Source organism: Micromonospora orduensis, from assembly GCF_006228125.1.
In the GTDB taxonomy this organism is placed as follows: domain Bacteria; phylum Actinomycetota; class Actinomycetes; order Mycobacteriales; family Micromonosporaceae; genus Micromonospora; species Micromonospora orduensis.
This window is the reverse complement of sequence record NZ_VDFY01000098.1, coordinates 1-24,152: the sequence shown is the minus strand read 5'-3', so window position 1 is coordinate 24,152 and position 24,152 is coordinate 1. Positions and strand designations below refer to the sequence as shown.

General features: G+C 71.3%; 25 protein-coding genes and 2 pseudogenes. 16 read left to right on the top strand and 11 right to left on the bottom strand.

All coding sequences use genetic code 11. From position 1 onward, the window contains the following. Nucleotides 1-480: 480 nt before the first annotated feature. On the bottom strand, nt 481-825 hold the full coding sequence (cutA, locus tag FHG89_RS05705) for a divalent-cation tolerance protein CutA (protein WP_139583298.1): 345 nt from the start codon (nt 823-825) through the stop codon (nt 481-483). A gap of 304 nt (nt 826-1,129) precedes the next feature. On the opposite strand from cutA, the pseudogene FHG89_RS33575 reads away from it, so the two are divergent. Beyond that, nucleotides 1,130-2,178 (top strand): annotated as a pseudogene (locus FHG89_RS33575) (replication initiator). Between the two features lie 296 nt (nt 2,179-2,474). Beyond that, nucleotides 2,475-2,741, top strand: a complete 267-nt coding sequence (locus FHG89_RS05685) for a hypothetical protein (protein WP_139583296.1) — start codon at nt 2,475-2,477, stop codon at nt 2,739-2,741. Between the two features lie 129 nt (nt 2,742-2,870). Here the strand turns inward: FHG89_RS05685 and FHG89_RS05680 are convergent, their stop codons facing one another. Further along, nucleotides 2,871-3,779 (bottom strand): expansin EXLX1 family cellulose-binding protein, encoded by a 909-nt coding sequence (locus tag FHG89_RS05680; RefSeq protein ID WP_139583295.1) that lies wholly within the window; start codon nt 3,777-3,779, stop codon nt 2,871-2,873. 146 nt (nt 3,780-3,925) lie between these two features. Here FHG89_RS05680 and FHG89_RS05675 point away from each other — a divergent pair, with 146 nt between their 5' ends. Next, nucleotides 3,926-4,372, top strand: coding sequence for a DUF3592 domain-containing protein (locus FHG89_RS05675; protein ID WP_139583294.1), 447 nt, complete (start codon nt 3,926-3,928; stop codon nt 4,370-4,372). Between the two features lie 35 nt (nt 4,373-4,407). On the opposite strand, the gene FHG89_RS05670 is transcribed toward FHG89_RS05675, so the two are convergent. Further along, on the bottom strand, nt 4,408-5,010 hold the full coding sequence (locus FHG89_RS05670) for a TetR/AcrR family transcriptional regulator (RefSeq protein ID WP_139583293.1): 603 nt from the start codon (nt 5,008-5,010) through the stop codon (nt 4,408-4,410). 119 nt (nt 5,011-5,129) lie between these two features. Between FHG89_RS05670 and FHG89_RS05665 the strand changes: the two genes are divergently transcribed. The 3 genes from FHG89_RS05665 to FHG89_RS05655 all read left to right on the top strand — a co-directional run bounded on the left by FHG89_RS05665 (nt 5,130) and on the right by FHG89_RS05655 (nt 8,287). After that, nucleotides 5,130-5,966, top strand: coding sequence for an SDR family oxidoreductase (locus tag FHG89_RS05665; RefSeq protein WP_139583292.1), 837 nt, complete (start codon nt 5,130-5,132; stop codon nt 5,964-5,966). 152 nt (nt 5,967-6,118) lie between these two features. Further along, complete coding sequence (locus tag FHG89_RS05660; RefSeq protein WP_139583291.1) at nt 6,119-7,345, top strand: epoxide hydrolase family protein; 1,227 nt, start codon at nt 6,119-6,121, stop codon at nt 7,343-7,345. Continuing rightward, nucleotides 7,346-8,287, top strand: coding sequence for a redoxin domain-containing protein (locus FHG89_RS05655; protein WP_139583290.1), 942 nt, complete (start codon nt 7,346-7,348; stop codon nt 8,285-8,287). A 48-nt stretch (nt 8,288-8,335) separates the two neighbouring features. On the opposite strand, the gene FHG89_RS05650 is transcribed toward FHG89_RS05655, so the two are convergent. Beyond that, entirely contained in the window at nt 8,336-9,211 is an 876-nt protein-coding gene (locus tag FHG89_RS05650) for a transglutaminase domain-containing protein (protein WP_139583289.1), read from the bottom strand. A gap of 65 nt (nt 9,212-9,276) precedes the next feature. On the opposite strand from FHG89_RS05650, the gene FHG89_RS05645 reads away from it, so the two are divergent. Beyond that, nucleotides 9,277-9,870, top strand: coding sequence for a GNAT family N-acetyltransferase (locus FHG89_RS05645; RefSeq protein WP_244295189.1), 594 nt, complete (start codon nt 9,277-9,279; stop codon nt 9,868-9,870). Between the two features lie 60 nt (nt 9,871-9,930). Here FHG89_RS05645 and FHG89_RS05640 read toward each other — a convergent pair whose 3' ends face one another. Next, nucleotides 9,931-10,428, bottom strand: a complete 498-nt coding sequence (locus FHG89_RS05640; protein WP_139583287.1) for an NUDIX hydrolase — start codon at nt 10,426-10,428, stop codon at nt 9,931-9,933. Nucleotides 10,429-10,630: 202 nt separating this feature from the next. On the opposite strand from FHG89_RS05640, the gene FHG89_RS05635 reads away from it, so the two are divergent. From FHG89_RS05635 to npdG, 4 genes are all read left to right on the top strand, one after another. After that, nucleotides 10,631-10,834: a hypothetical protein gene (locus FHG89_RS05635; protein ID WP_139583286.1), complete on the top strand. Its 204-nt coding sequence runs from the start codon at nt 10,631-10,633 to the stop codon at nt 10,832-10,834. Between the two features lie 82 nt (nt 10,835-10,916). Next, a complete protein-coding gene (locus tag FHG89_RS33250) occupies nt 10,917-11,729 on the top strand; it encodes a histone (RefSeq protein ID WP_208760869.1) in 813 nt (270 codons plus the stop codon). 89 nt (nt 11,730-11,818) lie between these two features. After that, nucleotides 11,819-13,249, top strand: coding sequence for an RNB domain-containing ribonuclease (locus FHG89_RS05625; protein WP_139583285.1), 1,431 nt, complete (start codon nt 11,819-11,821; stop codon nt 13,247-13,249). A 79-nt stretch (nt 13,250-13,328) separates the two neighbouring features. After that, a complete protein-coding gene (gene npdG, locus FHG89_RS05620; protein ID WP_139583284.1) occupies nt 13,329-14,027 on the top strand; it encodes an NADPH-dependent F420 reductase in 699 nt (232 codons plus the stop codon). 46 nt (nt 14,028-14,073) lie between these two features. Here the strand turns inward: npdG and FHG89_RS05615 are convergent, their stop codons facing one another. The 5 genes from FHG89_RS05615 to FHG89_RS05595 form a co-directional block, all read right to left on the bottom strand. Further along, nucleotides 14,074-14,514, bottom strand: coding sequence for a MarR family winged helix-turn-helix transcriptional regulator (locus tag FHG89_RS05615; protein WP_139583283.1), 441 nt, complete (start codon nt 14,512-14,514; stop codon nt 14,074-14,076). Beyond that, nucleotides 14,511-14,891, bottom strand: coding sequence for a hypothetical protein (locus FHG89_RS05610; RefSeq protein WP_139583282.1), 381 nt, complete (start codon nt 14,889-14,891; stop codon nt 14,511-14,513). Before FHG89_RS05610 ends, FHG89_RS05615 begins: the two co-directional genes overlap by 4 nt. 59 nt (nt 14,892-14,950) lie before the next feature. Further along, complete coding sequence (locus tag FHG89_RS05605) at nt 14,951-16,201, bottom strand: HNH endonuclease signature motif containing protein (RefSeq protein ID WP_139583281.1); 1,251 nt, start codon at nt 16,199-16,201, stop codon at nt 14,951-14,953. Nucleotides 16,202-16,262: 61 nt separating this feature from the next. After that, complete coding sequence (panB, locus tag FHG89_RS05600; protein WP_139583280.1) at nt 16,263-17,108, bottom strand: 3-methyl-2-oxobutanoate hydroxymethyltransferase; 846 nt, start codon at nt 17,106-17,108, stop codon at nt 16,263-16,265. Between the two features lie 161 nt (nt 17,109-17,269). Further along, on the bottom strand, nt 17,270-19,024 hold the full coding sequence (locus FHG89_RS05595) for an NAD+ synthase (RefSeq protein ID WP_139583279.1): 1,755 nt from the start codon (nt 19,022-19,024) through the stop codon (nt 17,270-17,272). A 207-nt stretch (nt 19,025-19,231) separates the two neighbouring features. On the opposite strand from FHG89_RS05595, the gene glnA reads away from it, so the two are divergent. The 4 genes from glnA (at nt 19,232) to FHG89_RS05575 (ending at nt 22,320) form a co-directional block, all read left to right on the top strand. Next, a complete protein-coding gene (gene glnA, locus FHG89_RS05590; protein ID WP_139583278.1) occupies nt 19,232-20,581 on the top strand; it encodes a type I glutamate--ammonia ligase in 1,350 nt (449 codons plus the stop codon). A gap of 87 nt (nt 20,582-20,668) precedes the next feature. Further along, on the top strand, nt 20,669-21,094 hold the full coding sequence (locus tag FHG89_RS05585) for a DUF350 domain-containing protein (protein ID WP_139583277.1): 426 nt from the start codon (nt 20,669-20,671) through the stop codon (nt 21,092-21,094). Between the two features lie 36 nt (nt 21,095-21,130). Next, on the top strand, nt 21,131-21,823 hold the full coding sequence (locus FHG89_RS05580; protein WP_139583276.1) for a helix-turn-helix transcriptional regulator: 693 nt from the start codon (nt 21,131-21,133) through the stop codon (nt 21,821-21,823). Nucleotides 21,824-21,954: 131 nt separating this feature from the next. Continuing rightward, nucleotides 21,955-22,320, top strand: a complete 366-nt coding sequence (locus FHG89_RS05575) for a VOC family protein (RefSeq protein WP_139583275.1) — start codon at nt 21,955-21,957, stop codon at nt 22,318-22,320. A 251-nt stretch (nt 22,321-22,571) separates the two neighbouring features. Here the strand turns inward: FHG89_RS05575 and FHG89_RS05570 are convergent. Then, nucleotides 22,572-23,006, bottom strand: a pseudogene (locus FHG89_RS05570) (hypothetical protein); the annotation flags it as partial. 184 nt (nt 23,007-23,190) lie between these two features. Between FHG89_RS05570 and FHG89_RS05565 the strand changes: the two are divergent. Beyond that, complete coding sequence (locus FHG89_RS05565; protein WP_139583274.1) at nt 23,191-24,078, top strand: Vgb family protein; 888 nt, start codon at nt 23,191-23,193, stop codon at nt 24,076-24,078. The last annotated feature ends 74 nt before the right edge of the window (nt 24,079-24,152 follow it).

The following is a 24,152-nucleotide window of genomic DNA, read 5'->3' as shown; positions in this document are numbered from 1 at the left end:
CGATCACGGGCCACCCGCACAACGTCATCGCGGAACTCACGGGGGTAGGGCTTGGGCACAGCAACATCCTTCCAGCCCGCCACCAGGGCAAGCCAACTCAGATGTCACCTATCGGTGCAGCAGACCCGTACGCGGAGTCGATGGCCGCATGTATGGCGGCATCAACCTCCACCACTTCACCGGTGGCCCCTGCGCTGAGCTCGTCGCACTCGCTCACGCGCGTGCTTTTGGGGCCCGGGAGCTGACGACGATCGTGGCGGTCGGTCACTTCGGGCGGGGGCCCATTAGTCCGTGCGGGCGCGACCGCCAAGTGCTGTTCGACTACCACCCAGACATCAGGGTCATCTTGCCGACCCTTGCCGGCGCGAAGAGCGTGGGAATCCGGGATCTCATGCCGTTGGTCACCCTCTGGACGTCGTAGACGTTCTAGGCCAACCGTCAAGCGGCATCTGGGACGGATTCGTCAAGCATGTGCTGGGACTAGACACTACCGATCGGCCTGGCTGGCAGCTGTCTCGTCCAGGACCCACGGATGTAGGCGGGGTTGCCCGCTACTACCGGGGTAGCGATGACGCACGGCACTTCGTAGGGGTGCTCGGCGTTCGCACGGTCCACGATCGCGGGCACGAGGTCGGTGCGGGTGTGCAGCGCAACTCGCGCTTCGTGCTCGTCGTGCGTGGTGCCTTGCCAGCGGTAGATGGACCTGATGGCGGTGATGTTGTGTCCGCATGCCGCGAGCTGGTCGTCCACGAGGCGACTGGTGAAGGCGGCGAGCCAGTCCGCGTCGGGCGCGGTGATGCTGACTTCGCAGATCTCGGTCGTCATGGCTGCGCCTCCTGTTGTCGGAGTTCCGCGATCACGTCTTTCGCTTCCTGCTCGCCGCGGGCCATCGCGCCCCAGCCGGTGACAATCTTGCCGTCGTAGCTCAGTCCCACCCATCGGCCTGCCATGTGCTGGCCGTGCGGGCAAGGAAGCTGCGGCAGCAGCAGATCCGCGAGGGCTGGCACCGCGACGACGAACCCGACCCGGACCGCAGCCGGCCACCGATGCGCAACGCGGGCTGATCGTCGCCCGCGCCCACCTGGAATTCGCCCGCGATGAGGCGGCCCGCGCGTCGCAGTGGGACCAGGTGGCCGACCTGGACCACGCGATCGCGGAACTGGAAGGCCAGATCACTACCGAAGGACTCCGAGGCCGACCCGCCCCGCCACACGGCGGCGAGGACCAGGATGACGGCGACGGCAAGCGCCGGGTCCGCTCCACCAAACGCAGGCAGGACGCCCCAGACCTGCCCCGGCTCCCGGTAGAGAACCGCACCGTGGGGCGGACCTTCGAGGGCCACGGCGGGCAGGTGTTCCGGCCGTCGATGTTCCTGACGCTGACCCTCGGTTCCTACGGCCGCGTCCACTCCGATGGGACGCCGGTTGACCCGGACGGCTACGACTACCGGCGAGCAGCCTGGGACGCGGTCCACTTTCCGCGACTCCTGGACCGGTTCTGGCAGAACCTGCGTCGTGCGGTCGGCTGGAACGTCCAGTACGCGGGCGCGGTCGAGCCGCAGCGCCGCCTTGCGCCGCACGCGCACTTCGCCATCCGGGGCACTATCCTGCGAGCGCTGATACGGCAGGTGGCCGCCGCCACGTATCACCAGGTGTGGTGGCCGTCGGTCGAGCAGCGGGTCTACGAACCCGGGGGGCGCCGCAATGGGACGCCGACGCCGCCGGCTACACCGACCCGAACTCGGGCCGGTTGCTGCCGTCGTGGGATGACGCCCTGGACCTGGTCGACGCCGACCCGGACGCAGAGCCGGTGCACGTCGTCCGCTTCGGCGTGCAGGTCGACGCCAAGGGTGTCCTTGCCGGTAGCAAGGACGTCGACCGGTGCGTCGGCTACATCGCCAAGTACCTCACCAAGCAGGCCGCCGACTGCCACCAGGTGACCACCGGCCGGCAGCGGGCGCACCTGGAACGGCTGTGGCAAGAGCTGCGGCACACGCCGTGTTCGGAGCGGTGCGCCAACTGGCTGCTCTATGGCGTCCAGCCCAAGAGGGCCCGACCGGGGCTGCGGCCGGGCAACTGCAAGAACAAGGTCCACAAGCGCGACACCCTCGGCATCGGCCCTCGACGCAGTTGCCCCCGGACGATCCGCTGCGTCGGGACTTGCGCCAGGTGGCGTTAGTGAGGTCCATGATGGCTGTGCACTTCCTTCATCAGCTCGTTGGACTGTCGGCGCGGGAGTGCTTCGTTCCTCACGTTCTCCCACCTCGTCTGAAGAGTATGTAGCCCATCTTCGTTGTCGACCACGATCCCGCCCAGCTGATTTTCGAGCTGGATCGAGGGCTACGAGCTGAACACGGCGGGCGACGCGGTGGCGCGACGCGAGCTGTACGTGATGCGTGCGGGCGTACGGATGCAGGCCCTGCCCGTCGCACCCGCCAGGCCGGCCAAACGCCGGCGGAGTCCGGTGCGGGTCGGATGACCGCCCGCCCTCGCCCGCACCTGCCGATGCGCCCGGCGTGGCTGTGCCGCAACTGCGCCGCGCCCTGGCCGTGCGGCCCGGCGCAGCTCGACCTCGCCACCGAGTTCTACGGCCATTCGATCGCCCTGGCGTTCTACCTGGCCGCGTCGATGCAGGAGGCGATCGACGACGTGTACGGCCTGGGGCTGCGCCCGGATCTGTCCGCGATGCACGCCAGGTTCCTCGGATGGTTGGCAGTGGCCCGCCGGCCACATCGACTCTGACAGTGGCCGGTGCGGATCCGCCGGAGGGCGGCGTGATCCACTGCGGGTCGGCGATCTGGCGGTATCGGGTCGGTGGGAACCACCACATCGGCGATGTGGAGTGGATCATGGCGTGACGTGCCGGGGTGGTCAGCAGCGAGGGCGGTCCAGCGGAGCGGCACCGGCGAGCGCCTCGACCGTCGTCGTCGGTGCGACCGACTCGGTCGGGGTCGACGAGGGCGCGGCGCTGGGGCTCGGCGAGGGCGAGATGCTGGGCGTGGCGGGGCTGGCGAGGGAGACCGTGGTGCGCTGCACCTGCTTGGTGACCAGCCGGATGCCGGTGGCGGTCGCCTGGCGGCCGTACACGTCGGTGACCCTGATCGTGTACGGCCCGGGGCCGATCCCGTCCTCGACGGTCCAGTAGTTGTCGACCTGCCGGGCCGCCTTGCGGAAGCCGCCGCCCGGCCCCTTCGCCTCGACCGAGCGGAGCGGGTTGCCGTGGTTGCCGACCTGCACGGCGAACCAGTATTTCGACGCGCCGCGCTTCATCCGGAAGGTGAGGCCTCCGTCGAGGGGCGGGTTCACCACCGCCCGGTACGTCACGGGCGCGATGCCCTGCGCCCGGTCGGCGATCTTCGCGAACGCCTCGTCGGAGAGGTCGATCTTGTTGGGCCCGCAGCCGCCGCACTGGTCCATGACCATGACCTGGACCGTGCCCTTCGGGCCGCTCACCTCCAGGTAGCTGCCGCAGGCCGCCGATCCGGAGTACTGGGATGCGCCGAGGGCCACGTACAGCCCGTCCGCCGGTGGGCCGGGGAAGGAGCAGGTGCCGCCCGAGCGGCCGGCGTCGTAGAAGCTCGCCTTTCCCTTGTGGACGGTGCTGCCCGTCGGCGGCGCGGCGCAGGCTGGGGTGGCGCCGCCGCGTACGGCGAGGGTGATCCCGAGGGCGGCGGCCAGAGTGGCGACCCCTGCACCGGCCAACCAGTGCCGGACCCGCCGACCCAACCGGAAAGTGCTGGCCGGGGTGTCGTTCTCGGGGTCCGTGCCTGGTGCCGTCACGGCGCCTGATGTTGCCGCACCATGCTGCGGCGGCGCAAAGGCGGTTACTCGTTGGGTCGGCGGGGTCGCGGTTGGTGCGGAGGCGATGACGAAGGCTGAAGAAGTAGTGGCCAGCCGCGTTGCCGCCGCCTCCTAGAGTTCCGGTCATGGACCGTCGACGGCCGAGCCGTACCTTCCTGCGGGTGTTCTCGGCGTTCTGTCTCGTCTTCGCGGTCACGCTGACGGCGCTCTCCACCTGGTCGCTCGTCGCTGATCGGCGAGGATCGGAGGCAGAGTCCACGGTGCTCGACGTCGAGCATCAAGGCGGGCGGACCATCGTGACGGTGCAGTTCAGCACGAGCCGTGGCGAGGTCTGCGAGGCGACCTTTCGCGTGGCGGTCGGCGCGAACCGAGCCGTGACCACCGGCGAGCGCATCCGTGTCCATCATTCCGAGAGCGAGCCCTGTCTCGGCGTGCGCGAGGTCGGCGATCACTCCCGGTGGTACATGGCCCTCATCGCGGTGCTACTACTGATCGTCTTCGGCGTTCTGGCCTATGTCGCGTGGCGTCGGCCGCGACCTCCGCTCCCACTCCGCTACGCGGGCATGCCCTGAGGAGCTGACCGGTTCGGGAGCGGAGATGGTGGGCGTCACTCGCCGGATCGGCGGGGGCGCAGTCCGTTGAGGGCGGTGGTGACGACTCGGTCGGCGTACTCGGCGGTGAGTGGCCCGCCGCGGTGCAGCCACCGGTTGAGCACCGGCCCCCAGATCATGTCGACGGCCACGTCGAGGTCGATGTCCTCGGCGAGCTGGCCGGCCTGCTGGGCGCTGCGCAGGCGCTGCCGCTTGGCCTCCCTCAACGGCCCGTCCAGCCGCTCGGCGTACGCCGCCGCCAGTTCGGGGTCGAGTGCGATCTCGGTGGACAGGGCGCGCATCGGTTGCTCGTACCGCGGATCGTTCATCTCCTCGACCGTGGCGCGGAGCACCAGGGTGAGGTCCGCTGCCAGGTCGCCGGTGTCCGGCAGTGTCGGCGGCCCGTCCTCGCCGGCCTCGCTGAGCAGGAGGAAGGCGTCGAAGATGACCGCGCCCTTGGAGGGCCACCAGCGGTAGATGGTCTGCTTGCCGACGCCGGCGCGCGCGGCGATGCCCTCGATGCTGAGCTTCGCGTACCCGATCTCCTGGAGCAGCTCGAAGGCCGCGGTGAGGATGGCGCGTCGGGAGGTCTCCCGCCGGCGGGCCGTGTTGGGCGTCATGGTGCGTCACGATACCAGCTACGAGACGAACCGTCTCGTCTTGACGACTGGCGGGGCGGCGGCCTAGTCTTCTGCCATAACGAGACGGACCGTCTCGTCTTGAAAGAGTGGAGACCCGCATGCGTACCTGGTTCATCACCGGCGCGAGTCGCGGCCTGGGGCGTGCGTTCGCCGACGCCGCGCTCGATCGCGGAGACCGGGTGGTCGCCGCCTCCCGGACCATCACCCGGGCCGACTTCGACGAGCGGCACGGCGACCGGCTGCTGGCCCTCACCCTCGACGTGACCGACCGGGCGGCGGTCGTCGCCGCCGTCGCCACCGCCGTCGAGCACTTCGGACGGCTCGACATCGTCGTCAACAACGCCGGCACCCTGTCCATGGGCATGATCGAAGAGTTCACCGAGGCCGAGGCGCGCGCCCAGTTCGAGGTCAATTTCTTCGGCGCGCTCTGGGTCAGCCAGGCCGTGCTGCCGCACCTGCGCGCCCAGCGGTCCGGCCACATCGTGCAGGTCTCCAGCATCGCCGCGCTCGGCGGCTTCCCGAGCACCGGCCTGTACAGCGCGAGCAAGTTCGCCCTGGAGGGCATGAGCGAAGCCCTGGCGATGGAGGCGGCGGCCTTCGACATCACTGTCAGTATCGTGCAGCCGGGTGGCTACTGGACCGACCTCTACACAAGCGTGCGCGCCACCACCCCGATGGACGCCTACGCGCCGCTGCGCGCCGAACTGGAGCGACAGTGGGCCGAAGGCTCGATCGACAGCGAACCCCGCCTGGCCGCCGAGGCGTTGCTGCGGCTGGTCGACAGCGACGACCCGCCGCTGCGGCTCCTGCTCGGCAGCATGGTCTACGACCTGGCGTTCGACATCTCCCGCCGGCGGATGGACACCTGGGCGGGCTGGGAGCAGGTCAGCCGTGCCGCCGAGCAGGCCGTCGCGGCCCCCGAGCAGACGCGCTGACGAACCGTATCGCCACGGGCCCGGGGTGCGGCGTTCTAGGCTCCGAACTATGGCGGCGGCGTGCCCATCTCGTTGGCACATAAGTCCGGGCAGAGCCTTCACCCCATGATTTCTCCTCGCGAGGCGCAAACCGAGACGGAGAGGAAACACGCATGGCTGTCAACACGAAGACTCGTCCGGGCACCACGGAGATTCGGCCGATCTCGGTCGACATTCCCCAGGCCGACCTTGATGACCTGAAGAGGCGCATCAGGGCCACCCGCTGGCCGGACAAGGAAACGGTGGACGACCAGTCGCAGGGCGTGCCACTCGCGACGATCCAGGCCGTCGCCCGCTATTGGGGGAGTGAGTACGACTGGCGCAAGGTCGAGGCGCGGCTGAACGCCCTGCCGCAGTTCATGACCACCATCGACGGGGTGGACATCCACTTCATCCATGTGCGCTCGAAGCACGAGGACGCGCTGCCGCTCATCGTCACCCACGGGTGGCCCGGGTCGATCATCGAGCAGTTGAAGATCATCGAGCCGCTCACCGATCCCACGGCGCACGGCGGCAGCGCGTCGGATGCCTTCCACCTGGTGATCCCCTCGCTGCCCGGCCACGGCTTCTCCGGCAAGCCGAGGGAGCCGGGGTGGAACCCGCAGAAGATCGCTACCGCCTGGACGGAGCTGATGAAGCGGCTCGGCTACAACCGTTTCGTCGCACAGGGCGGCGACTGGGGCGCGGTCATTGTGGACCAGATGGGCATCCAGGCGCCTCCGGAACTGCTCGGCATCCACACCAACATGCCCGGTGCGGTCCCACCCGAGATCGACCTGTTGTTCCAGGGCGACACCACCGGTGCGAACAACGCCATGGGCTCGCTGCCATCCGGTCTCTCCGACGACGAAATGCGTGCCGCCGAGGAAGTCAACTTCGTCTGGAAGCACGTCGCGTACGCCCTCATGATGGCGACGCGTCCGCAGACGCTGACCGGGCTGGCGGATTCTCCGGTCGGTCTGGCGGCCTTCCTGCTCGACCACGACGCGAAGAGTCTGGCCCTGATCGCGCGGGTCTTCGACGGGGCGAAGGCGGGCCTGACCCGCGACGACATCCTGGACAACATCTCGCTCTACTGGTTGACGAACACGGCGATCTCCGCGTCCCGCCTGTACGCGGAGAACAAGCTGTCGTTCTTCGCCACCAAGGGCGTCACCGTCCCGGTCGCCGTGAGCGTGTTCCCCGACGAGCTGTACGAGGCCCCGCGGAGTTGGGCCCAGCAGGCGTACCCCAACCTCATCTACTACAACGAGCTCGACGTGGGCGGGCACTTCGCGGCCTGGGAACAGCCGAAGATCTTCTCCGAGGAGCTTCGTACCGCCTTCCGGTCGCTTCGCTAGATGGCCGTGCACCTGCCCCCGTTCGACGGGGCGGCCGAGTGGCTCAACTCCGAGCCGCTCGGCCCCGCCGACCTGGGTGGGCGCGTCGTCCTGGTCAACTTCTGGACGCTGACCTGCATCAACTGGCTGCGCCAGGAGCCGTACGTGCGTGCCTGGTCGCAGGCCTACCGCGACGACGGGCTGGTCGTCATTGGCGTGCACACACCGGAATTCTCGTTCGAGCACGACACCGACCAGGTACGGCAGGCGGTCCCGGCGCGCTCCATCGACTACCCGGTCGCGATCGACAACGACTTCGCGATCTGGAGAGCCTTCGCCAACCAGTACTGGCCGGCCCTCTACTTCGCCGACACCGACGGCGTCATCCGTGACGAGCACTTCGGCGAGGGACGCTACGAGGAGTCCGAGCGCGTCCTTCAACAACTGCTCGGCATCGAACGCGAACCGACCCCGGTGCGAGGGCTCGGCGTCGAGGCGGAGGCCGACTGGGCGCACCTGCGGACGCCCGAGACGTACCTCGGTTTCAGCCGGGGCGAACACCTCGCGTCGCCGAACGGCGCCGCGCTCGACGAATGCCGCGCCTACGACATCCCCGAGCGCCTGGACCTCAACCAGTGGGCCCTGGCGGGGGAGTGGACGATCGGGGCGGAGAACGTCGCGCTCGACGGGGCCGGCGGCAGCATCGCCTTCCGGTTCCACGCGCGCGACGCGCATCTCGTGCTGTCATCCGACGCGCGACAGCCGATCGGGTTCCGGGTGCTTCTCGACGGGGCGGCTCCCGGCGCGTCCCACGGCGTCGACGTCGACGAGGACGGCAACGGGGTGCTCCGGGAAGGCCGCCTCTACCAGCTCGTCCGTCAGCAGGACACCGTGGGCGAACGAACCCTGGAGATCACGTTCGACGAGCCCGGCGCCGAGGCGTACGCCTTCACGTTCGGGTAGGGCGTGTGTCGAATCCCCGGCCGGGGCTGCGACACATGCCCGGGCCGCTCAGCGGCGCAGGTCGACAACGCTGACGCTGCCGGAGACCGGCGAGATGCTGTGCACCTGGGTGCCGGGGCGGAGTCGGCTGTCGCTGGCGTACCGGTCGGCGAGTGCCTTCTCCGCGGCCTCGTCGCCGTCGTCGGCGGCGAGCAGCAGCGCGGCGATCTCGTCCACGAGGGTGAGGTCAGCGGTGGTGAGGTCTTCGGTCATGGCGCCGAAGCGGTCCCAGAGCAGCACCTCGTCCTTCCGACGGTGGGCCAGTTCGATCAGGACGTAGTCGTGGATGAACCAGTCGCCTCGGATCGGCAGCTCCGGGCTCACGCCGTACACCTCGGGGTCGATCGTCCCGGCCCGGTACGCCGACCACACCCGCGCCGCCGAGTCGAAGAGGCCGGCCTTGGAGTCGATGTCGTAGCCGTCGAACCCCCAGTCGCCGGCCGGGTCGACCTCCGGGTCGGCCCAGACCCACCGGTGGCCGTTCCAGTACTCCACCAGCACGTGGTCGTGGTGCCAACCGGGCACGAAGTACGAGGCGAAACCGACCCGGCTGCGGCTGGGAATGCCGTGCTGACGGAGCGCCGCCACCGAGAGCAGCGTGTGGTCCCGACAGCAGCCGGCCACCCGGTCGACGGCCGCACGCTCGGCGGCCAGGGGCAGCGGAGATCGGGACTGGTCGGTGTCGAGGATGCGGTCCACCCACCGGCAGTTGACCTCCTCGAGCCGGTCGGTGGGCAACTCGACGCCGCCAGCGCGGTAGTGGACGATCACGTTGCGGACGGTCGCCGCCACCGAGGCGATGTCAGTCGGGACGGCGTCGAGCAGCGCGGCGTGCCGACCGGGGTCGCTGTACGGGGAGTGCTGCCGGTAGTCATCGACGTTCACGAGAGGAGTCTGCCTTCTTCCGCCGGGTCATGGTCAAGGCGCTTCTCGGGATAGTGTCGACTGCTGTGACAACCCCCGAGATCACCATCGCCACCCCAGCGGACCGCGATGCGGTGGTCGGTTGCCTGGTTGCCGCGTTCGTCAAGGACCCCGTGCTGCGGTATCTGTTCCCCGACGACGGCACCTACCCGTTCTACGCCGCCACCTTTTTCGGGCACCTCTTCGACAAGCGGGTGCAGAGGTCGTCGATCTGGACGATCGGTGGCGGTGCGTCCGTCGCCATCTGGGAGCCACCGGCCGGGCAACCGGCGCAGCCGCTGGTCAACGCGCCGGCCGCCGGGCACCGGTCGCCGGAGGAAGCTCGATATCCCGCCGACGTGCTGGCCCGGGTGCAGGGCTACGAGGAGGCCGTGCACGCAGCCCTGCCGACCTTCCCGTTCTGGTATCTCGGCGTCCTGGGCACCCACCCGGACAGCGCCGGACGGGGTTGGGGCCGCGCCGTGATGAGGGCCGGGCTGGATCGCGCCGCCGCCGACGGCCTGCCGGCGGTCCTGGAGACCAGCAACCCGGCCAACGTCGAGCTGTACCGCCGGGCCGGCTGGGAGGTGCTGGGCTCGATGACCGAGCCGGTGCCCACCTGGATCATGCGGCAGCGCTAGCCGTCGGACGGCGCGCACCGCCCGTGCCGCCAGGGTGTCGGGTGCGCCCCGTACGCGGTGTCAGTCCGGCACGTCGTCCCAGCCGGTGCCCGGTGGCAGGTAGCCGGCCATCGGGTTGTCCCGCAGCGCGTAGGCGAGGACCAGCAGTGCGTGCTTGTCCAGCTCGGGCAGCCGATCCATCGCGAACCACCGGACAGCCAGCGACTCGTCGTCGTTGACCCGTGCCGTGCCTGCCACCACGCGGCACAGGAAGCCCAGGTTGAGGTATTCGCAACTGTCGCCGTTGGGGTAGGTGTGCGGGTGCGAGACGGCGCTGGACATCCGCACCGGCGCCACGTCGAGGCCGGTCTCCTCGCGTACCTCACGCACCAGCGCGGTGGCCGGCTGCTCACCGGGCTCGACGAACCCGCTGATCACCGACCAGCGTCCGTCGTCGGCGCGCTGACCGAGCAGCAGCTCACCGGCGTCGTTGCGGATGACCGCGCTGACACTGGGCAGCCAGAGCAGGTCGTGGCCGACGTGCCTGCGCATCCGCACGATGTAGTCGGGTATCGCCACCGGGCGATCATAGGCCGCGGTCCGGCGGCCACCGCCGCCGGTGACGGCGGGAGCCAGCACCGTTGCGCGGGTACCGGCTGATAGTTCTGCCCGTTTTCTAGTGTTTTGCCCCCGCGGACGGGAAGCATATCTACTGTGGAGAAGGTCGGTGACTTGCGTGATCCGGTGGCGGCCGGACGGTCGGCGGTGCACAGTGATTCCCATGACGGACAGTGAGCGTGGTGGGAAGTACTACTGGTGCACCCGGCACCACCGGGTCGAGACGGACGCCGACGTGTGCCCGGCGAAGCACGTCCTCGGTCCGTACGACTCGGCGGCCGACGCGGAGAACGCCCTGCAACGGGTGCAGGAGCGCAACGAAGCGTGGGATGCCGAGGACGCCCGTTGGGCCGGGGAGGACAGGTAGGCGGCGCGGGACGGCCCGCGCCGAGGCATTTCGTGCTCCGCGAGGACGCACGCGAGAGCACGCCCCCAAGGAGGGAACCACGATGGCCGAAGCACAGCAGGCCACCACCCGCCCGGCCGCCCGACGCACCACCGCGAAGAAGACCGCCGCGGCGGAGCGGAACACGGCGGCGAGCCGGACCACTCCCGTGCGCAAGTCCACCACGGGCGCCGCGAAGGCGCCGGCCCGCAAGGCGGCCGGCGGCGCGGGGCGTGCCCCGGCGAAGAAGACCACCACGGCGGCCAAGAAGGCGCCGGCGAAGAAGACCACCGCCAAGACCACGACGGCGGCCAAGAAGGCCCCCGCGAAGAAGACCACCACCCGCAAGACGGCCACCGCCGCGAAGCGGACCCCGGCGTCCGCGACGCGCAAGACCACCACCGCCGCGACGAAGACCACGGGGACGGCGAAGAAGACCACCGGCACCGCGAAGAAGACGGTAAGCGCCGCGAAGAAGACCACCTCGTCGGCCGCGAAGAAGACCACCGCCGCGGCGAAGGCGCCAGCGCGTAAGGCCGCGACCAAGGCGACCGCCGTGAAGAAGACCGCCGCCAAGAAGGCGCCCGCCAAGAACGCGCCGGCGAAGAAGGCGCCGGCGAAGAAGACGGCCTCCACCCGCCCGAGCGGCGGCGCCCGCAAGGCGCCGGCGAAGAAGGCTCCGGCCGCGAAGTCGACGGGCACCTCGTCGACGGCTGCCCGCAAGGCGGCGGCGAAGAAGGCGCCCGCGAAGAAGACCGTCGCGGCCAAGGCGCCGGCCCGCAAGGTGACCGCCCGCAAGTCGCCGGCCCGCCCGGCCGCCGCACGGGCCACCACCGGCCGGGGTGCGCGCAGCACCGCCCGGAAGGCGACCGGCTGAGCGCACGCCGCCCGTCGACGGTGGGGCCGTCGGAGGATCTCGGCCGGTCACCGGAAGCGGATCACCGGCGGCGCTGTCAGGATTGGCCCGTGGTCATCCGACGCGTACTCGCGCCCCGCATCGACTTCGGCGCGCTGCGCCGCGAACTCGGCCTGCCCGAGGGTTTCCCGGCCGACGCGCAGCGGGAGGCCGACGAGGCGGCCGCGGCACCACCGCGGCCGCCCGTCGACCGCACCGACATACCGTTCGTCACGGTCGACCCGGCCAGCTCCCGCGACCTGGACCAGGCGATGCACCTCGCCCGCCGCGCGGGCGGCGGCTACCGGGTGCGGTACGCGATCGCGGATGTCGCCGTGCACGTCTCCCCGGGCGGCGCGCTGGAGGCGGAGACGTGGCGGCGCGGGCAGACCGTCTACCTGCCCGACGGTCACGTGCCGCTGCACCCGCTGACGCTCAGCGAGGGCGCGGCCAGCCTGCTGCCCGACGACGACCGGGCCGCCGTGGTGTGGACCATCGACCTGGACGCCGACGGCGGCACCGTGGCCGTCGAACTGGAACGGGCCCTGGTACGCAGCCGGGCCAAACTCGACTACACAGGCGTGCAGGCCGCCGCCGACGCCGGACGGCTGCCCGAGCCCATCGCCCTGCTGCCGGAGATCGGCGACCGGCTGACCGTACGCGGGCTGCGCCGCGGCGCCATCAACCTGCCGCTTCCCGAGCAGGACGTGGAACCCGACGGCGACGGTTGGCGGCTGGTGCTGCGCGGCCCGGCGCCCATGGAGGAGTACAACGCGCAGATCTCACTGCTGACCGGGATGGCCGCCGCCGACATCATGCTGGCTGGCCGGGTCGGCCTGCTGCGCACCATGCCGGCCCCAAAACCGGAGGCGGTGCAGCGGCTGCGCGCCGCCGCCGCTCCGCTGGGCGTGCACTGGCCCGAGGGCGTCGGCCCGGGCGAGGTCATCGCCGGGCTGGACCCCGCCCAGCCGCGCGCCGCCGCGTTCGTCGACCAGGCGGCCGAGTTGATGCGCGGCGCCGCGTACACCGCCTTCGACGGCGCCCTGCCCGAGCAGCCGCAGCACGGCGGGGTGGCCGCCGCGTACGCCCACGTCACGGCGCCGCTGCGGCGCCTCGCCGACAGGTACGCCACCGAGGTCTGCCTGGCCCTGCACGCGGGCCTTCCGGTGCCCGACTGGGCGCGCGAGGCCCTGACCCGGCTGCCCGAGGTGATGGCCAGCACCGACCGGACCGCCTCGGCGGCCAGCCGGGGAGCTGTCGAGCTGGCCGAGGCGGTGCTGCTGGCGGACCGGGTCGGCGAGACCTTCGACGCGGCGGTCCTGGACGTCGACGCCCCGCCCAACGGCAAGTCCCGCCCCCGTCCGCCGGGCGGCACCGTCGCCCTGGACACCCCACCGGTACGCGCCCGCTGCCTCGGTGACCTGCCGCTCGGCGAGCGGGTCCGGGTCCGCCTGGTCACCGCCGACGCGGCGGCCCGCACCGTCCTGTTCGAGCTGGCCTGACCCTGGTCCGGCGCGGCAGCGGGGATTGTCACAGCCCACGGCGCTGCTGCCGTGCCGGGTGGTTTGGAAGGATGAGCCCATGGCATACGACGCGAGCACGCTGCCCGACGTGTCCGGGCTGACGGTCGGCATCATCGGTGGCACCGGCGACCAGGGGCGGGGCCTCGCCTACCGGTTCGCGCGGGCCGGGCAGACGGTGCTGATCGGCTCCCGGTCCGCGGAGCGGGCCGCCGAGTCCGCCGCCGAGATCGCCGCCCTGCCCGGAATGCCGGCCGACGCCAGCATCACCGGCGCGGCCAACGACGAGGTGGCCCGGCGCAGCGACGTCGTGATCATCGCGGTGCCGTGGGACGGGCACGCCGCCACCGTCGCCGCCCTCGCCGAGCCGCTCGCCGGCCGGATCGTCGTCGACTGCGTCAACCCGCTCGGCTTCGACAAGCAGGGCCCGTACGCGCTCACCGTCGCCGAGGGCAGCGCCGTGCAGCAGGCCGCCGCGCTCCTGCCCGACTCCCGGGTCTGCGCGGCGTTCAACCACGTCAGCGCCCCGCTGCTCGCCGACCCGGACGTCGACCGCATCGACCTGGACGTGCTGATCTGCACCGAGGACCGCGAACTGGTCGACGTGGTCGGCGCGCTCGCCGCCCGGATCCCCGGGATGCGCGGCATCTACGCCGGTCGGCTCCGCAACGCCCACCAGATCGAGGCGTTCACCGCCAACCTGATCGCCATCAACAAGCGCTACAAGGCCCACGCCGGCATCCGCGTCACCGACCTCTAGCGGGCGAGGGCTGGGCGGCGGCTTCGTCGTTCCACCGGCGTCCGGGTCAGGCGTCCAACGCGTAGGACCTGTCGATCAGGTCCGTCATCGCCTGCTGGAAGTCGCGGCGCTGCCGCTCACTCCAGCCGCGCGTCAGCCGGTCGAAGACCTGCTCCTGCCAGCCATGCGCCTGTGCCAGCATGGTGTGTCCGGATGAGGTGACCGTCGCCTGGCGCCGGCGACCGTCTGTTGCGGATGCCCGCATGGACAGGTATCCAGCCTCTGTCGCGCTCTTGACCAGTCGCGATGCTCCGCTCTGGTCGATACCGATCTCGTGTGCCACGGCATTGACCGTTGCCGCGACGCCCCGCTGGGTCAGGGAGTGGACAGCCTCGGTGACCAGCACGAGTCGGCCCTGCTCGGCGACTGTCTGACCGCTGACCGATGACCTACGCGACCAGTGCCGGACGAACGCGAACAGGATCTGCCCGGGCCCCGAGCTGCTCATTCGGTGGCCGCCATCTCGCGGCAGAGATAGGCCAGCTCCAGCGCAGACTTCAGATCGGGCAGGCGGAGAGCGGCAGTGACCTTCTCTCCGGCGACTCGGAACACCGTCGCCACCCGGGTCGGTGCCGGGCTTCCGGGCCAGGTGGCGTCCTCCTCCACGACCATGAGACGCGCACCGATCGGATGCCACGACCGCGGGACCAGCCTGATCCCCGAGCGCTGCACCCACTCCGCGAACTGCTCGGGCGTGATCGGGCCAGCACCCTTCGGGCCCAGAACGACGATAGGGTCGCCGACCGCTCTCGCTGACCGCTCCGCGTCGCTGTCGTTCACGCTCGCATGCCACTCGTTGATGGCTGCTTCCAGTGCCGATTCCATCGGCAAAGTATATGCGAAACGCATACGAATCGAAGTTGGCTGTCGCTGGACCGTCCGGGTCACGTGCGCCGGTGGTACTGATTGCGGCGGGGGAGCCGGTCGGGGTCGAGCCAGGCGGGCGGTACGAACTCCGGATGACCGTCGCCGCCCAGGCGGACGGTCCACTCGCCCCGGTGGACGTGCCGGTGGTGGTGTGGACAAAGCAGCACCGCGTTGTCGAGGCTGGTGCGTCCACCGTCGGCCCAGTGCCGGATGTGGTGGGCGTCGCACCACCGGGGTGGGCGGTCGCACCCCGGGAACGCGCAACCGCGATCGCGCAGGACGAGGGCGCGGCGCAGAGGTCCGGTGACGAGCCGGCGTTGCCGGCCGACGTCGAGCACCTGCCCGGTGCCGCCGAGGACGGCGGGCAGGATGGCCGCGTCGCAGGCGAGCCGGCGGACGGCCTCGGGGGTGAGATGGAGGCCGGTGTCGAGGGCGCCGACGCCCAACTGCCGGGTCAACGCGTCGTAACCGGTGGTGATGACGATCTGGGCGGGGTCGCCGCCGTTATCGGGTAGTTCGCCGGTGCGCAGGGCGAGTCGGCAGATGTCGGCGAGGGCATCGTGGCGGCGTTGCCCAGGACTGCGCTGGTCGTCGGGGCCGGACGGGGCCGTCAACGGGTCGATGGTGGCGCGCAGCATGGCGGCGGCCTCGGGGTCGAGCGTGCCGGTGAGTCGCAGTCGGCCGTCGGTCTGCTCGGAGAGGGTGAGGTGGCGGTCGCGGGTGGCGCGGCGCTCCTCGGCGTCCAGTGCGGCCTTGGTGGCGTCGTCGGCCAGGTCGGGCGCGACGTGGTCGAGGATGCGGGTCCCGAGTTTGCGGAGCAGGTCGGGGTCGAACTGCCCAGCCCAGTCGACGAGCACCCCGACGGCCTTGTCGGCGGCCTGCGTGCCGGCGACGTCCTGCACGGTGGCGACGGCGTCGGCGATGACCCGGGCCTGGTCGACGGTGATGTCCGCGTCGGCCAGCGCCTGTCGTACCCCGGGGTTGCCGGTGTCGAGGGCGGCGGCGAGGTCGACGAGGCGGCGGGCGGCGGGGACGGTGAGGCGCAATCGTTCGCGGAGCCAGACCACGGTGGAGGTTGCGCCCTGGGCACTCGGCGTGCCGCGACCGTCCAGCTCGCGGATCAGGGCCAGCTTGGCGGCGGCGAGACGCTGCTCGACGCGGTGCGCGGCGTCGAGCGCCGCGATCAGGTCCTTCTCGGGCAGGGCCCAGGCGGGTGCGTCGGCGCAGGCTCCGATCGCGTGCTCTGCCTGCGCCAACGCCTCCAACATGACCCGACACTAGAACAGGTGTACGACAATTCCAGTCGTCATGATCGATCTGTCCGCAGGGTCAGAAGGTGTGCTCGGCGGCGGGGAACTCGCCGCCGCGCACCTCGTCGGCGAAGCGGCGGGTGGCGTCGGTCAGGGCACCGGCCAGATCCGCGTACCGCTTGACGAAGCGGGGGGCCTTGCCGGTGCGCAGCCCGGCCATGTCCTGCCAGACCAGCACCTGCGCGTCGGTGTCCGGGCCCGCGCCAATGCCCACCGTGGGGATCGACAGCTCGTGGGTGATCCGCTTGGCCACCTCGCCGGGCACCATCTCCAGGACCACCGCGAACGCGCCCGCCTCCGCCACCGCTCGCGCGTCGGCCAGCACCTCGTCGGCGGCGTCGCCGCGACCCTGCACGCGGTAGCCGCCCAGGGTGTGCTCGCTCTGCGGGGTGAAGCCGATGTGCGCCATCACCGGGATGCCGGCGCCGACGATCGCGGCGATCTGCTCGGCGCAGCGCCGGCCGCCCTCCAGCTTCACCGCGTGGCAGCCACCCTCCTTCATGAACCGGACGGCGGTGCGCAGCGCCTGGGCCGGACCCTCCTCGTACGAGCCGAACGGCAGGTCACCGACGATCAGTGCCTGCCGGGTGGCCCGGACCACGGCCCGCACCAGCGGAAGCAGTTCGTCGGCGGTGACCGGCAGGGTCGTCTCGTAGCCGAACACGTTGTTCGCGGCCGAGTCGCCGACCAGCAGCACCGGAACTCCGGCCTGGTCGAAGATCGACGCGGTGTACTGGTCGTACGAGGTGAGCATCGGCCACCGCTCGCCGCGCTCCTTGGCGGCGATCAGGTCGCGGGTGCGGACCCGCCGGGTGGCCGGGCCGCCGTACAGGGCGGTCACCTCGTTCGCAGTGGACTCCACCATGACTGTCTCCTTCCTCGAGGCCGCCTGCGCGGTCCCCGGGTTCCGTCGCGATCGTCGCACCGCGGGACGGGGTGACGGCAGGGCGCAGTGGAAGATGTCACTCAGGTTCCGCTGCGAGACGCCGGACCGGGGGAGCCGGCCCGGCGTCTCGCAGCGTCGGCTCAGCCCTTCTCCCGCCAGCGGTTGGTGATGGGCAGGCGGCGGTCCCGGCCGAATGCCTTCATCGAGATCTTCGTGCCCGGCGCCGACTGCCGTCGCTTGTACTCGGCGGTATCCACCAGCCGCAGCACCTTGTCCACCACCGCCGGGTCGTGGCCCGACTCGACCAGCCCGTCGCGGCCCAGGTCACCGTCGACGTAGCCGATCAGGATCGGGTCCAGTACGTCGTAGTCGGGCAGGCTGTCGCTGTCCAACTGGCCGGGGCTCAACTCGGCGCTGGGCGGCTTGCCGATCGAGTTCTCCGGGATCGGCGGGGTTTCGCCCCGGCGGGCGGCGTCCGTGTTGCGCCACTTCGCCAGCCGCCACACCAGGGTCTTCCACACGTCCTTGATCGGGTTGAAGCCGCCCACCGAGTCGCCGTACAGGGTGGAGTAGCCCACCGCGAGCTCACTCTTGTTGCCGGTGGTCAGCACCAGGTGCCCCTCCTGGTTCGACAACGCCATCAGGATGACGCCGCGGACCCGGGCCTGGAGGTTCTCCACGGCCACCCCGGACAGCGACAGGTTGGCCAGGAAGGCGTCCACCATCGGCTGGATCGGCTCGACGCGGTAGTCCAGTCCGGTGCGCTTGGCCAGGTCGGCGGCGTCCTCGCGGGAGTGTTCGGAGGAGTGCTGGCTGGGCAGCGACACCCCGACGACCCGGTCTCCGCCGAGGGCGTCGACGGCCAGGGCGGCCACCACCGCCGAGTCGATGCCGCCGGAGAGGCCGAGCACCACCGACGGGAATCGGTTCTTGTTGACGTAGTCGCGCAGGCCCAGCACCAGCGCCTGCCACACCTCGGCCTCGTCGGCCACCGGCTCGATCAGCCCGCCGACGGCGGCCGGACCCGAGGGCGTGGGCGGGACGCCGTCCAGCGCGCCGCGTACGACCCGCATGCCTGCGGCGGTCTCCGCGGCCGGCGGCTCGGTCGCGGCCGGCAGGTCGACATCGTGGACGAGGAGGTGCTCGACGAACTGCGGGGCGCGGGTGAGCAGTTCCCCGTCGGCGCTCACGATCATCGAGTCACCCTCGAAGACCAACTCGTCCTGGCCGCCGATCATGTTGACGTACGCGATGGTGGCGTTCGCCTCGGCGGCCCGGCGGCGTACCAGCGGCAACCGGATGTCGTCCTTGTTCAGCTCGTACGGCGAACCGTTGATGTTGACGACCAGGCCGACGCCGGCCTCCCGGGCGGCGGCGAACGGGCCGCCGGCCTGCCACAGGTCCTCGCAGATCGTCAGCGCCACGTCCACCCCGGCGATGCGCACCACGGTCAGCGTGTCGCCGGGGATGAAGTAGCGGTCCTCGTCGAACACGCCGTAGTTGGGCAGGTGGTGCTTGAAGTAGCGGGCGACCACCGCCCCCCCGTGCAGCAGCGCGGCGGCGTTGCGGGCACCATGGCCGGGCTCCGCGTCCCCGCTGACCTGCGGCGGCCCGTCGGCGTCGAGGTAGCCGACCACCACCGGCACCTCGCCGAGGCCGTCCGCGGCGAGGTCGGCGGCGAGCCGCTCCAGGGCCGCCCGGGACGCGGCGACGAAGGACCGGCGGAACACCAGGTCCTCGACCGGGTAGCCGGTCAGCATCATCTCCGGGAAGAGCACCAGCTGGGCGCCGGCATCGGCGGCCTGGCGAGTCCAGCTGCGGACCAGGTCGGCGTTGCCGGCGAGGTCGCCGACGCTCGGGTTGACCTGGGACAGGGCGAGACGCAGGGTGGGCATGTCCTCATCTTGCCCCAGCGGCATCGGAGTCATTCGGCGGTAGCCGCGCGTTCGACGGCAACGTCTCCGACCGCCGGGCGGGACACGAGGGGACGGGCGGCGGCGGTTCGCGTAACGTCTGCGTAACCGGGCCCGGGAACACTGGGCGGTCAGGTCGGGTGCAGCCCGGCCAAGGCGGACAAAAGAGTGTCGCGAGGGGTTGGGGAAGTGGACCGTCAGCAGGAGTTCGTCCTCCGTACGCTGGAAGAGCGGGACATCCGGTTCGTCCGGCTGTGGTTCACCGACGTGCTGGGCACGCTCAAGAGCGTCTCGGTGGCGCCCGCCGAACTGGAGGCCGCCTTCGAGGAGGGCATCGGCTTCGACGGCTCGGCGATCGAGGGCTTCGCCCGGGTCTTCGAATCGGACATGGTGGCCATGCCCGACCCGACCACCTTCCAGGTCTTCCCGTTCGAGGGCGGGGTCAGCGGCGAGAGCGCCCGGATGTTCTGCGACATCCTGCTGCCCGACGGCGGCCCCTCCTGGGCCGACCCGCGGCACGTGCTGCGCCGCGCGCTGTCCAAGGCGGCCGAGAAGGGCTTCACCTTCTACACCCACCCCGAGATCGAGTTTTTCCTGCTGGAGAACGGCCCGCAGGACGGCTCGGTGCCGACGCCCGTCGACACCGGCGGCTACTTCGAGCACACCACCCACGCGGTGGCCCGGGACTTCCGCCGCCAGGGCGTACTGGCCCTGGAGCGGATCGGCATCTCGGTGGAGTTCAGCCACCACGAGGTCGCGCCCGGCCAGCAGGAGATCGACCTGCGGTACGCCGACGCGCTCACCACCGCCGACAACATCATGACCTTCCGGCACGTGGTCAAGGAGGTCGCGCTCTCCACCGGCGTACAGGCCAGCTTCATGCCCAAGCCGTTCACCGACCAGCCGGGCAGCGGAATGCACACCCACCTGTCGCTGTTCGAGGGCGAACGCAACGCGTTCCACGACTCCGGCGACCCCATGAAGCTGTCCAAGGTGGCGAAGTCGTTCATCGCCGGCCTGCTGATGCACGCCCGCGAGTACACCGCCGTCACCAACCAGTGGGTCAACTCGTACAAGCGGCTCTTCCCGCAGCACCTGCCGGACCGCATCACGGAGAGCCCCGCGTACGTCTGCTGGGGCCATTTGAACCGGTCCGCGCTGGTCCGGGTGCCCGCGTACGGCAAGCCGAACTCGGCCCGGGTCGAGGTCCGCTCGCCGGACTCGGCGGCCAACCCGTACCTGGCGTTCGCGGTGCTGCTCGGCGCCGGCCTGAAGGGCATCGAGGAGGGGTACGAGCTGCCGCCGGGCGCGGAGGACGACGTCTGGTCGCTGACCAGCGCCGAACGCCGCGCCATGGGCTACGAGGCCCTGCCGGAGAACCTGGCCGAGGCGATCGACGTGATGGCCGAGTCCGAGCTCGTCGCCGAGGTGCTCGGCGAGCACGTCTTCGACTTCTTCCTGCGCAACAAGCGCGCCGAGTGGGAGCAGTACCGCCGCGAGGTCACCCCGTACGAGCGGCAGCGCTACCTGGCGCTGTAACGGCGGGGCTGACGCGGTTGCGCGCTGCCGCTATCGTCTCGATCACCGCGCCGGTACCCCTCCGGGCGGAGAGTCGGGAGGCAGTCGGTGCTGGAGGATCTGCTCAGCGGTGCCTGGCAGAGCGTCGTGTTCGGGATCGTCGGCGTGGGGCTGATGGCGGCCGGCTTCGGGCTCGTCGACCTGCTCACCCCGGGCCGGCTGCGGGACCTGATCTGGGTGGACCGCAACGCCAACGCGGGGTTGCTGCTCGCCGCCAACCAGCTCGGCATCGCCGGGATCGTCTTCACCGCGATCCTGACCAGCTACAGCGACTTCGGCAAGGGGCTCGCCTCCACCGTGGTCTTCGGACTGGTCGGGTTGGGCATCATGGCGCTGGCCTTCTTCGTGCTCGACCTGCTCACCCCCGGCAAGCTCGGTGAGGTCATCTGCTCGCCCGAGCCGCATCCGGCGGCGAAGGTCAGCGCCGCCACCCACTTCGGCGCCGCGCTTATCGTCTGCGCCTGCATCGCCTGAGCGCGTTCGTCGTACCCCGGCCGTAGCGTGCCGGGCATGAACCGTACGGACCGGCTCTACGCCCTGGTCGAGGAGTTGCGGGCGGTGTCGCCGCGTCCGCGCAGCGCCCGCTGGCTGGCGGCCCGGTTCGAGGTGAGCAGCCGGACCATCGAACGGGACATCGGCGCCCTCCAGCAGGCCGGGGTGCCGATCTGGGCGGAGCCCGGGCGCACCGGCGGCTACGTGCTGGATCGCGCCCGCACCCTGCCGCCGGTCAACCTCACCCCGGCCGAGGCGGTGGCGATGGCGGTCGCGCTGCACCGGCTCGCGGGCACGCCGTTCGCCGGGCCGGGCGGCACCGCGCTGCGCAAGCTGGTGGCGGTGCTGCCGGCCGCCGAGGCCGCCGAGGCGCACCGCCTCGCCGGCCGGGTGCACCTGATCGGCGACGGGCCGGCCACGCCCGTCCCGGCCATCGTCGCCGACGCGGTGTCCGCGCGGCGGGTGCTGCGCATCGGGTACGCCGACCGCGACGGCTCGGACTCGGTCCGCGACGTCGAGCCGCTGGGCTACCTCGGCAACCACCGACACTGGTATCTGGTGGCCTGGTGTCGGCTCCGCGACGAGCTGCGCTGCTTCCGGACCGACCGGATCCGGACGGTCCGGGCGCTGCCCGAGGTGGTGTCCCGGGAGTTGCGCCCGACGGATCTCGACATTCCGCGCGAGCGGGTCCGGTCGTTGAGCCTGGTGTGAGAGTCGGCGGGTCGGGCGGGCATTTCCGTGAGGGTGATGCGGAAACACCGACAGGACGGTGTCGCCGGTGGCCCCGAGACTGCTCCAGATGACGGCCGAACGGCCGGCTCGGGAAAATCTGGAGGCAGTAGATGTCCGCGACGCCCATCACCTGGTTCGAGTTCGGCACCGACCGGCCGGACGAGGCGCAACGGTTCTACGGAGAGCTGTTCGGCTGGACCTTCGAGGAGCAGGGCGCGTCCTACCGTGTCACCGGGGCCGGTGGCGACATCGGGATCGGCGGGGCGATCCGGACCACCAGCGGCGACGCGCCGAACTACGCGGTGTTCTACGCCGAGGTGGCCGACGTCGCGGAGACCTGCCGTCGGGCCGAGGCGGCCGGCGGCACGGTGCTGGTGCCGCCGGGTACGACGCCGAGCGGCCTCACCCGCGCCCAACTGCTCGACCCGACCGGGAACCGGGTGGGCGTGTTCGCACCTCCGCCCGCCCAGGCCTGATCCCGGGACCGACGGGCCGGCGACGGGCCGTCGGCCCCGGTCAGGGCTGATCGACTCCCGATCGCCGAGGTGGCGGTGTCCAGGCGCTCGGACACCGCCACCTCGGCGAAACGGTGTGGATCAAGCCGGGATCACGTGCCGGGCGTGGCCTCGGGAGCGTCCTGCTGGTCGGAGCCCTCCGGGGCGGCGGCGGGGCCGCCCTTGTCGCCCTGGCCAGCCTTGTCGCCCCGGCCACCCGGGCCGCCCTTGTGACCGGGGCCGCCCTTCTCACCCGGGCCGCCCTTGTGACCGGGGCCGGGGAAGACGCCGGCCTCGACGGCCTTGGTGATGGCGTCGGCCTGCTCCTGGGTGATCTTGCCGTCCTTGACGGCCTGGTCCAGCCGCTCCTTGAGGGCGGCCTGGCGGTCCTCGGCGGACGGGCGCTCCGGCCGGTCGGCCGGCTTGTGCTGCTCGCGCAGCTTCGCCAGCGCGGCGGTCACCTTGTCGGTGGGCACGCCCAGCTCCTGGGCGAGCTTCTCGGCGAACTCACCCTGCCGGTCCTGCCGCTGCTCGCCGCTGCTGGCGCTCGGCGTCGGGGTGCCCCCGTCAGCGGCGAACGCCATCGTGGGGGCGGCGATCCCCACGCCGAGCACACCGGCGGCGGCCGCACTGGCCAGCAGGTGCTTCTTCGACATCGTGCGGAACATCGGTCCTCCAGATCGTCGTTGGTGCTGCGATGACGTCACCGACAGTGACCGGGGAGCCTGGGCGCAACCCATGGCGACCCTGTCAGCCGGCTGGCAATTCAGCTCGCGAGCCGGACAAACCGGTTGCGACGGCGCCGTCCGTACGGTCAGGGTGGGAAAAGCCCCGACGAAAGGATCACGCCTCGTGACGACCCCCGCGATCCGGGAGATCCCGCTGGCCGAGCCGGGCGCCGGCCCGTACGGCATCACGCCCGGTCCCGACGGCGCGCTCTGGCTGACGCTCGCCCACGGCGGCGCGATCGCCCGCCTGGGGGTCGACGGCGCGGTACGGACCTACCCGCTGGAGCCGGCCGGTGGCCGACCGCTGATCATCACCGCCGGTCCGGACGGCGCGCTCTGGTTCACCCGCTCCGGCGATGACCGGATCGGCCGGATCAGCGTCGACGGCGAACAGCGCACGGTCGCCCTGCCGGCCGGCACCGGGCCGGGCGGTATCGCCACCGGCCCCGATGGCGCGCTCTGGTACGCCGGCATGACCTCCGACACGATCGGCCGGGTGGACACCGACGGCGGCGTCGAGGTGTTCCCGCTACCGGCGAAGGGCGCCTTCGCCTCGATGATCACCGCCGGGCCGGACGACGCGCTCTGGTTCACCCTCAACCAGGCGAACGCGATCGGCCGGATCGACCTCGACGGCAGGGTCACAGTGCACCCGCTGCCCACCGTGAACGCCGGCCCGGTCGGCATTACCCTCGGCGGCGACGGCGCCATCTGGTTCGTGGAGATCACCGCCGGTCAGCTCGGCCGGGTCACCCCGGACGGAGAGGTGACCGAGATCCCGCTGCCGGACCGGGCGGCCCGGCCGCACGCCATCGTGGCCGACCCGGCCGGCGGCGCCTGGTTCACCGAGTGGGGCGCCAACCGGATCGGCCACCTCGACCCCACCGGACGGATCGCCACCCACGACCTGCCCACCCCCAACGCGGAACCCCACGGCATCGCGGTCACCCCCGATGGCGTCTGGGCCGCCCTGGAGATCGGCGCGGTGGCCCACCTAACCCCACCCCCCTGACCGGCTGGGGGTGGGGTCAGGTGGGCCACCGCGCCTGTCCCTTATACACATCTCCGAGCCCACGAGACCGGAGC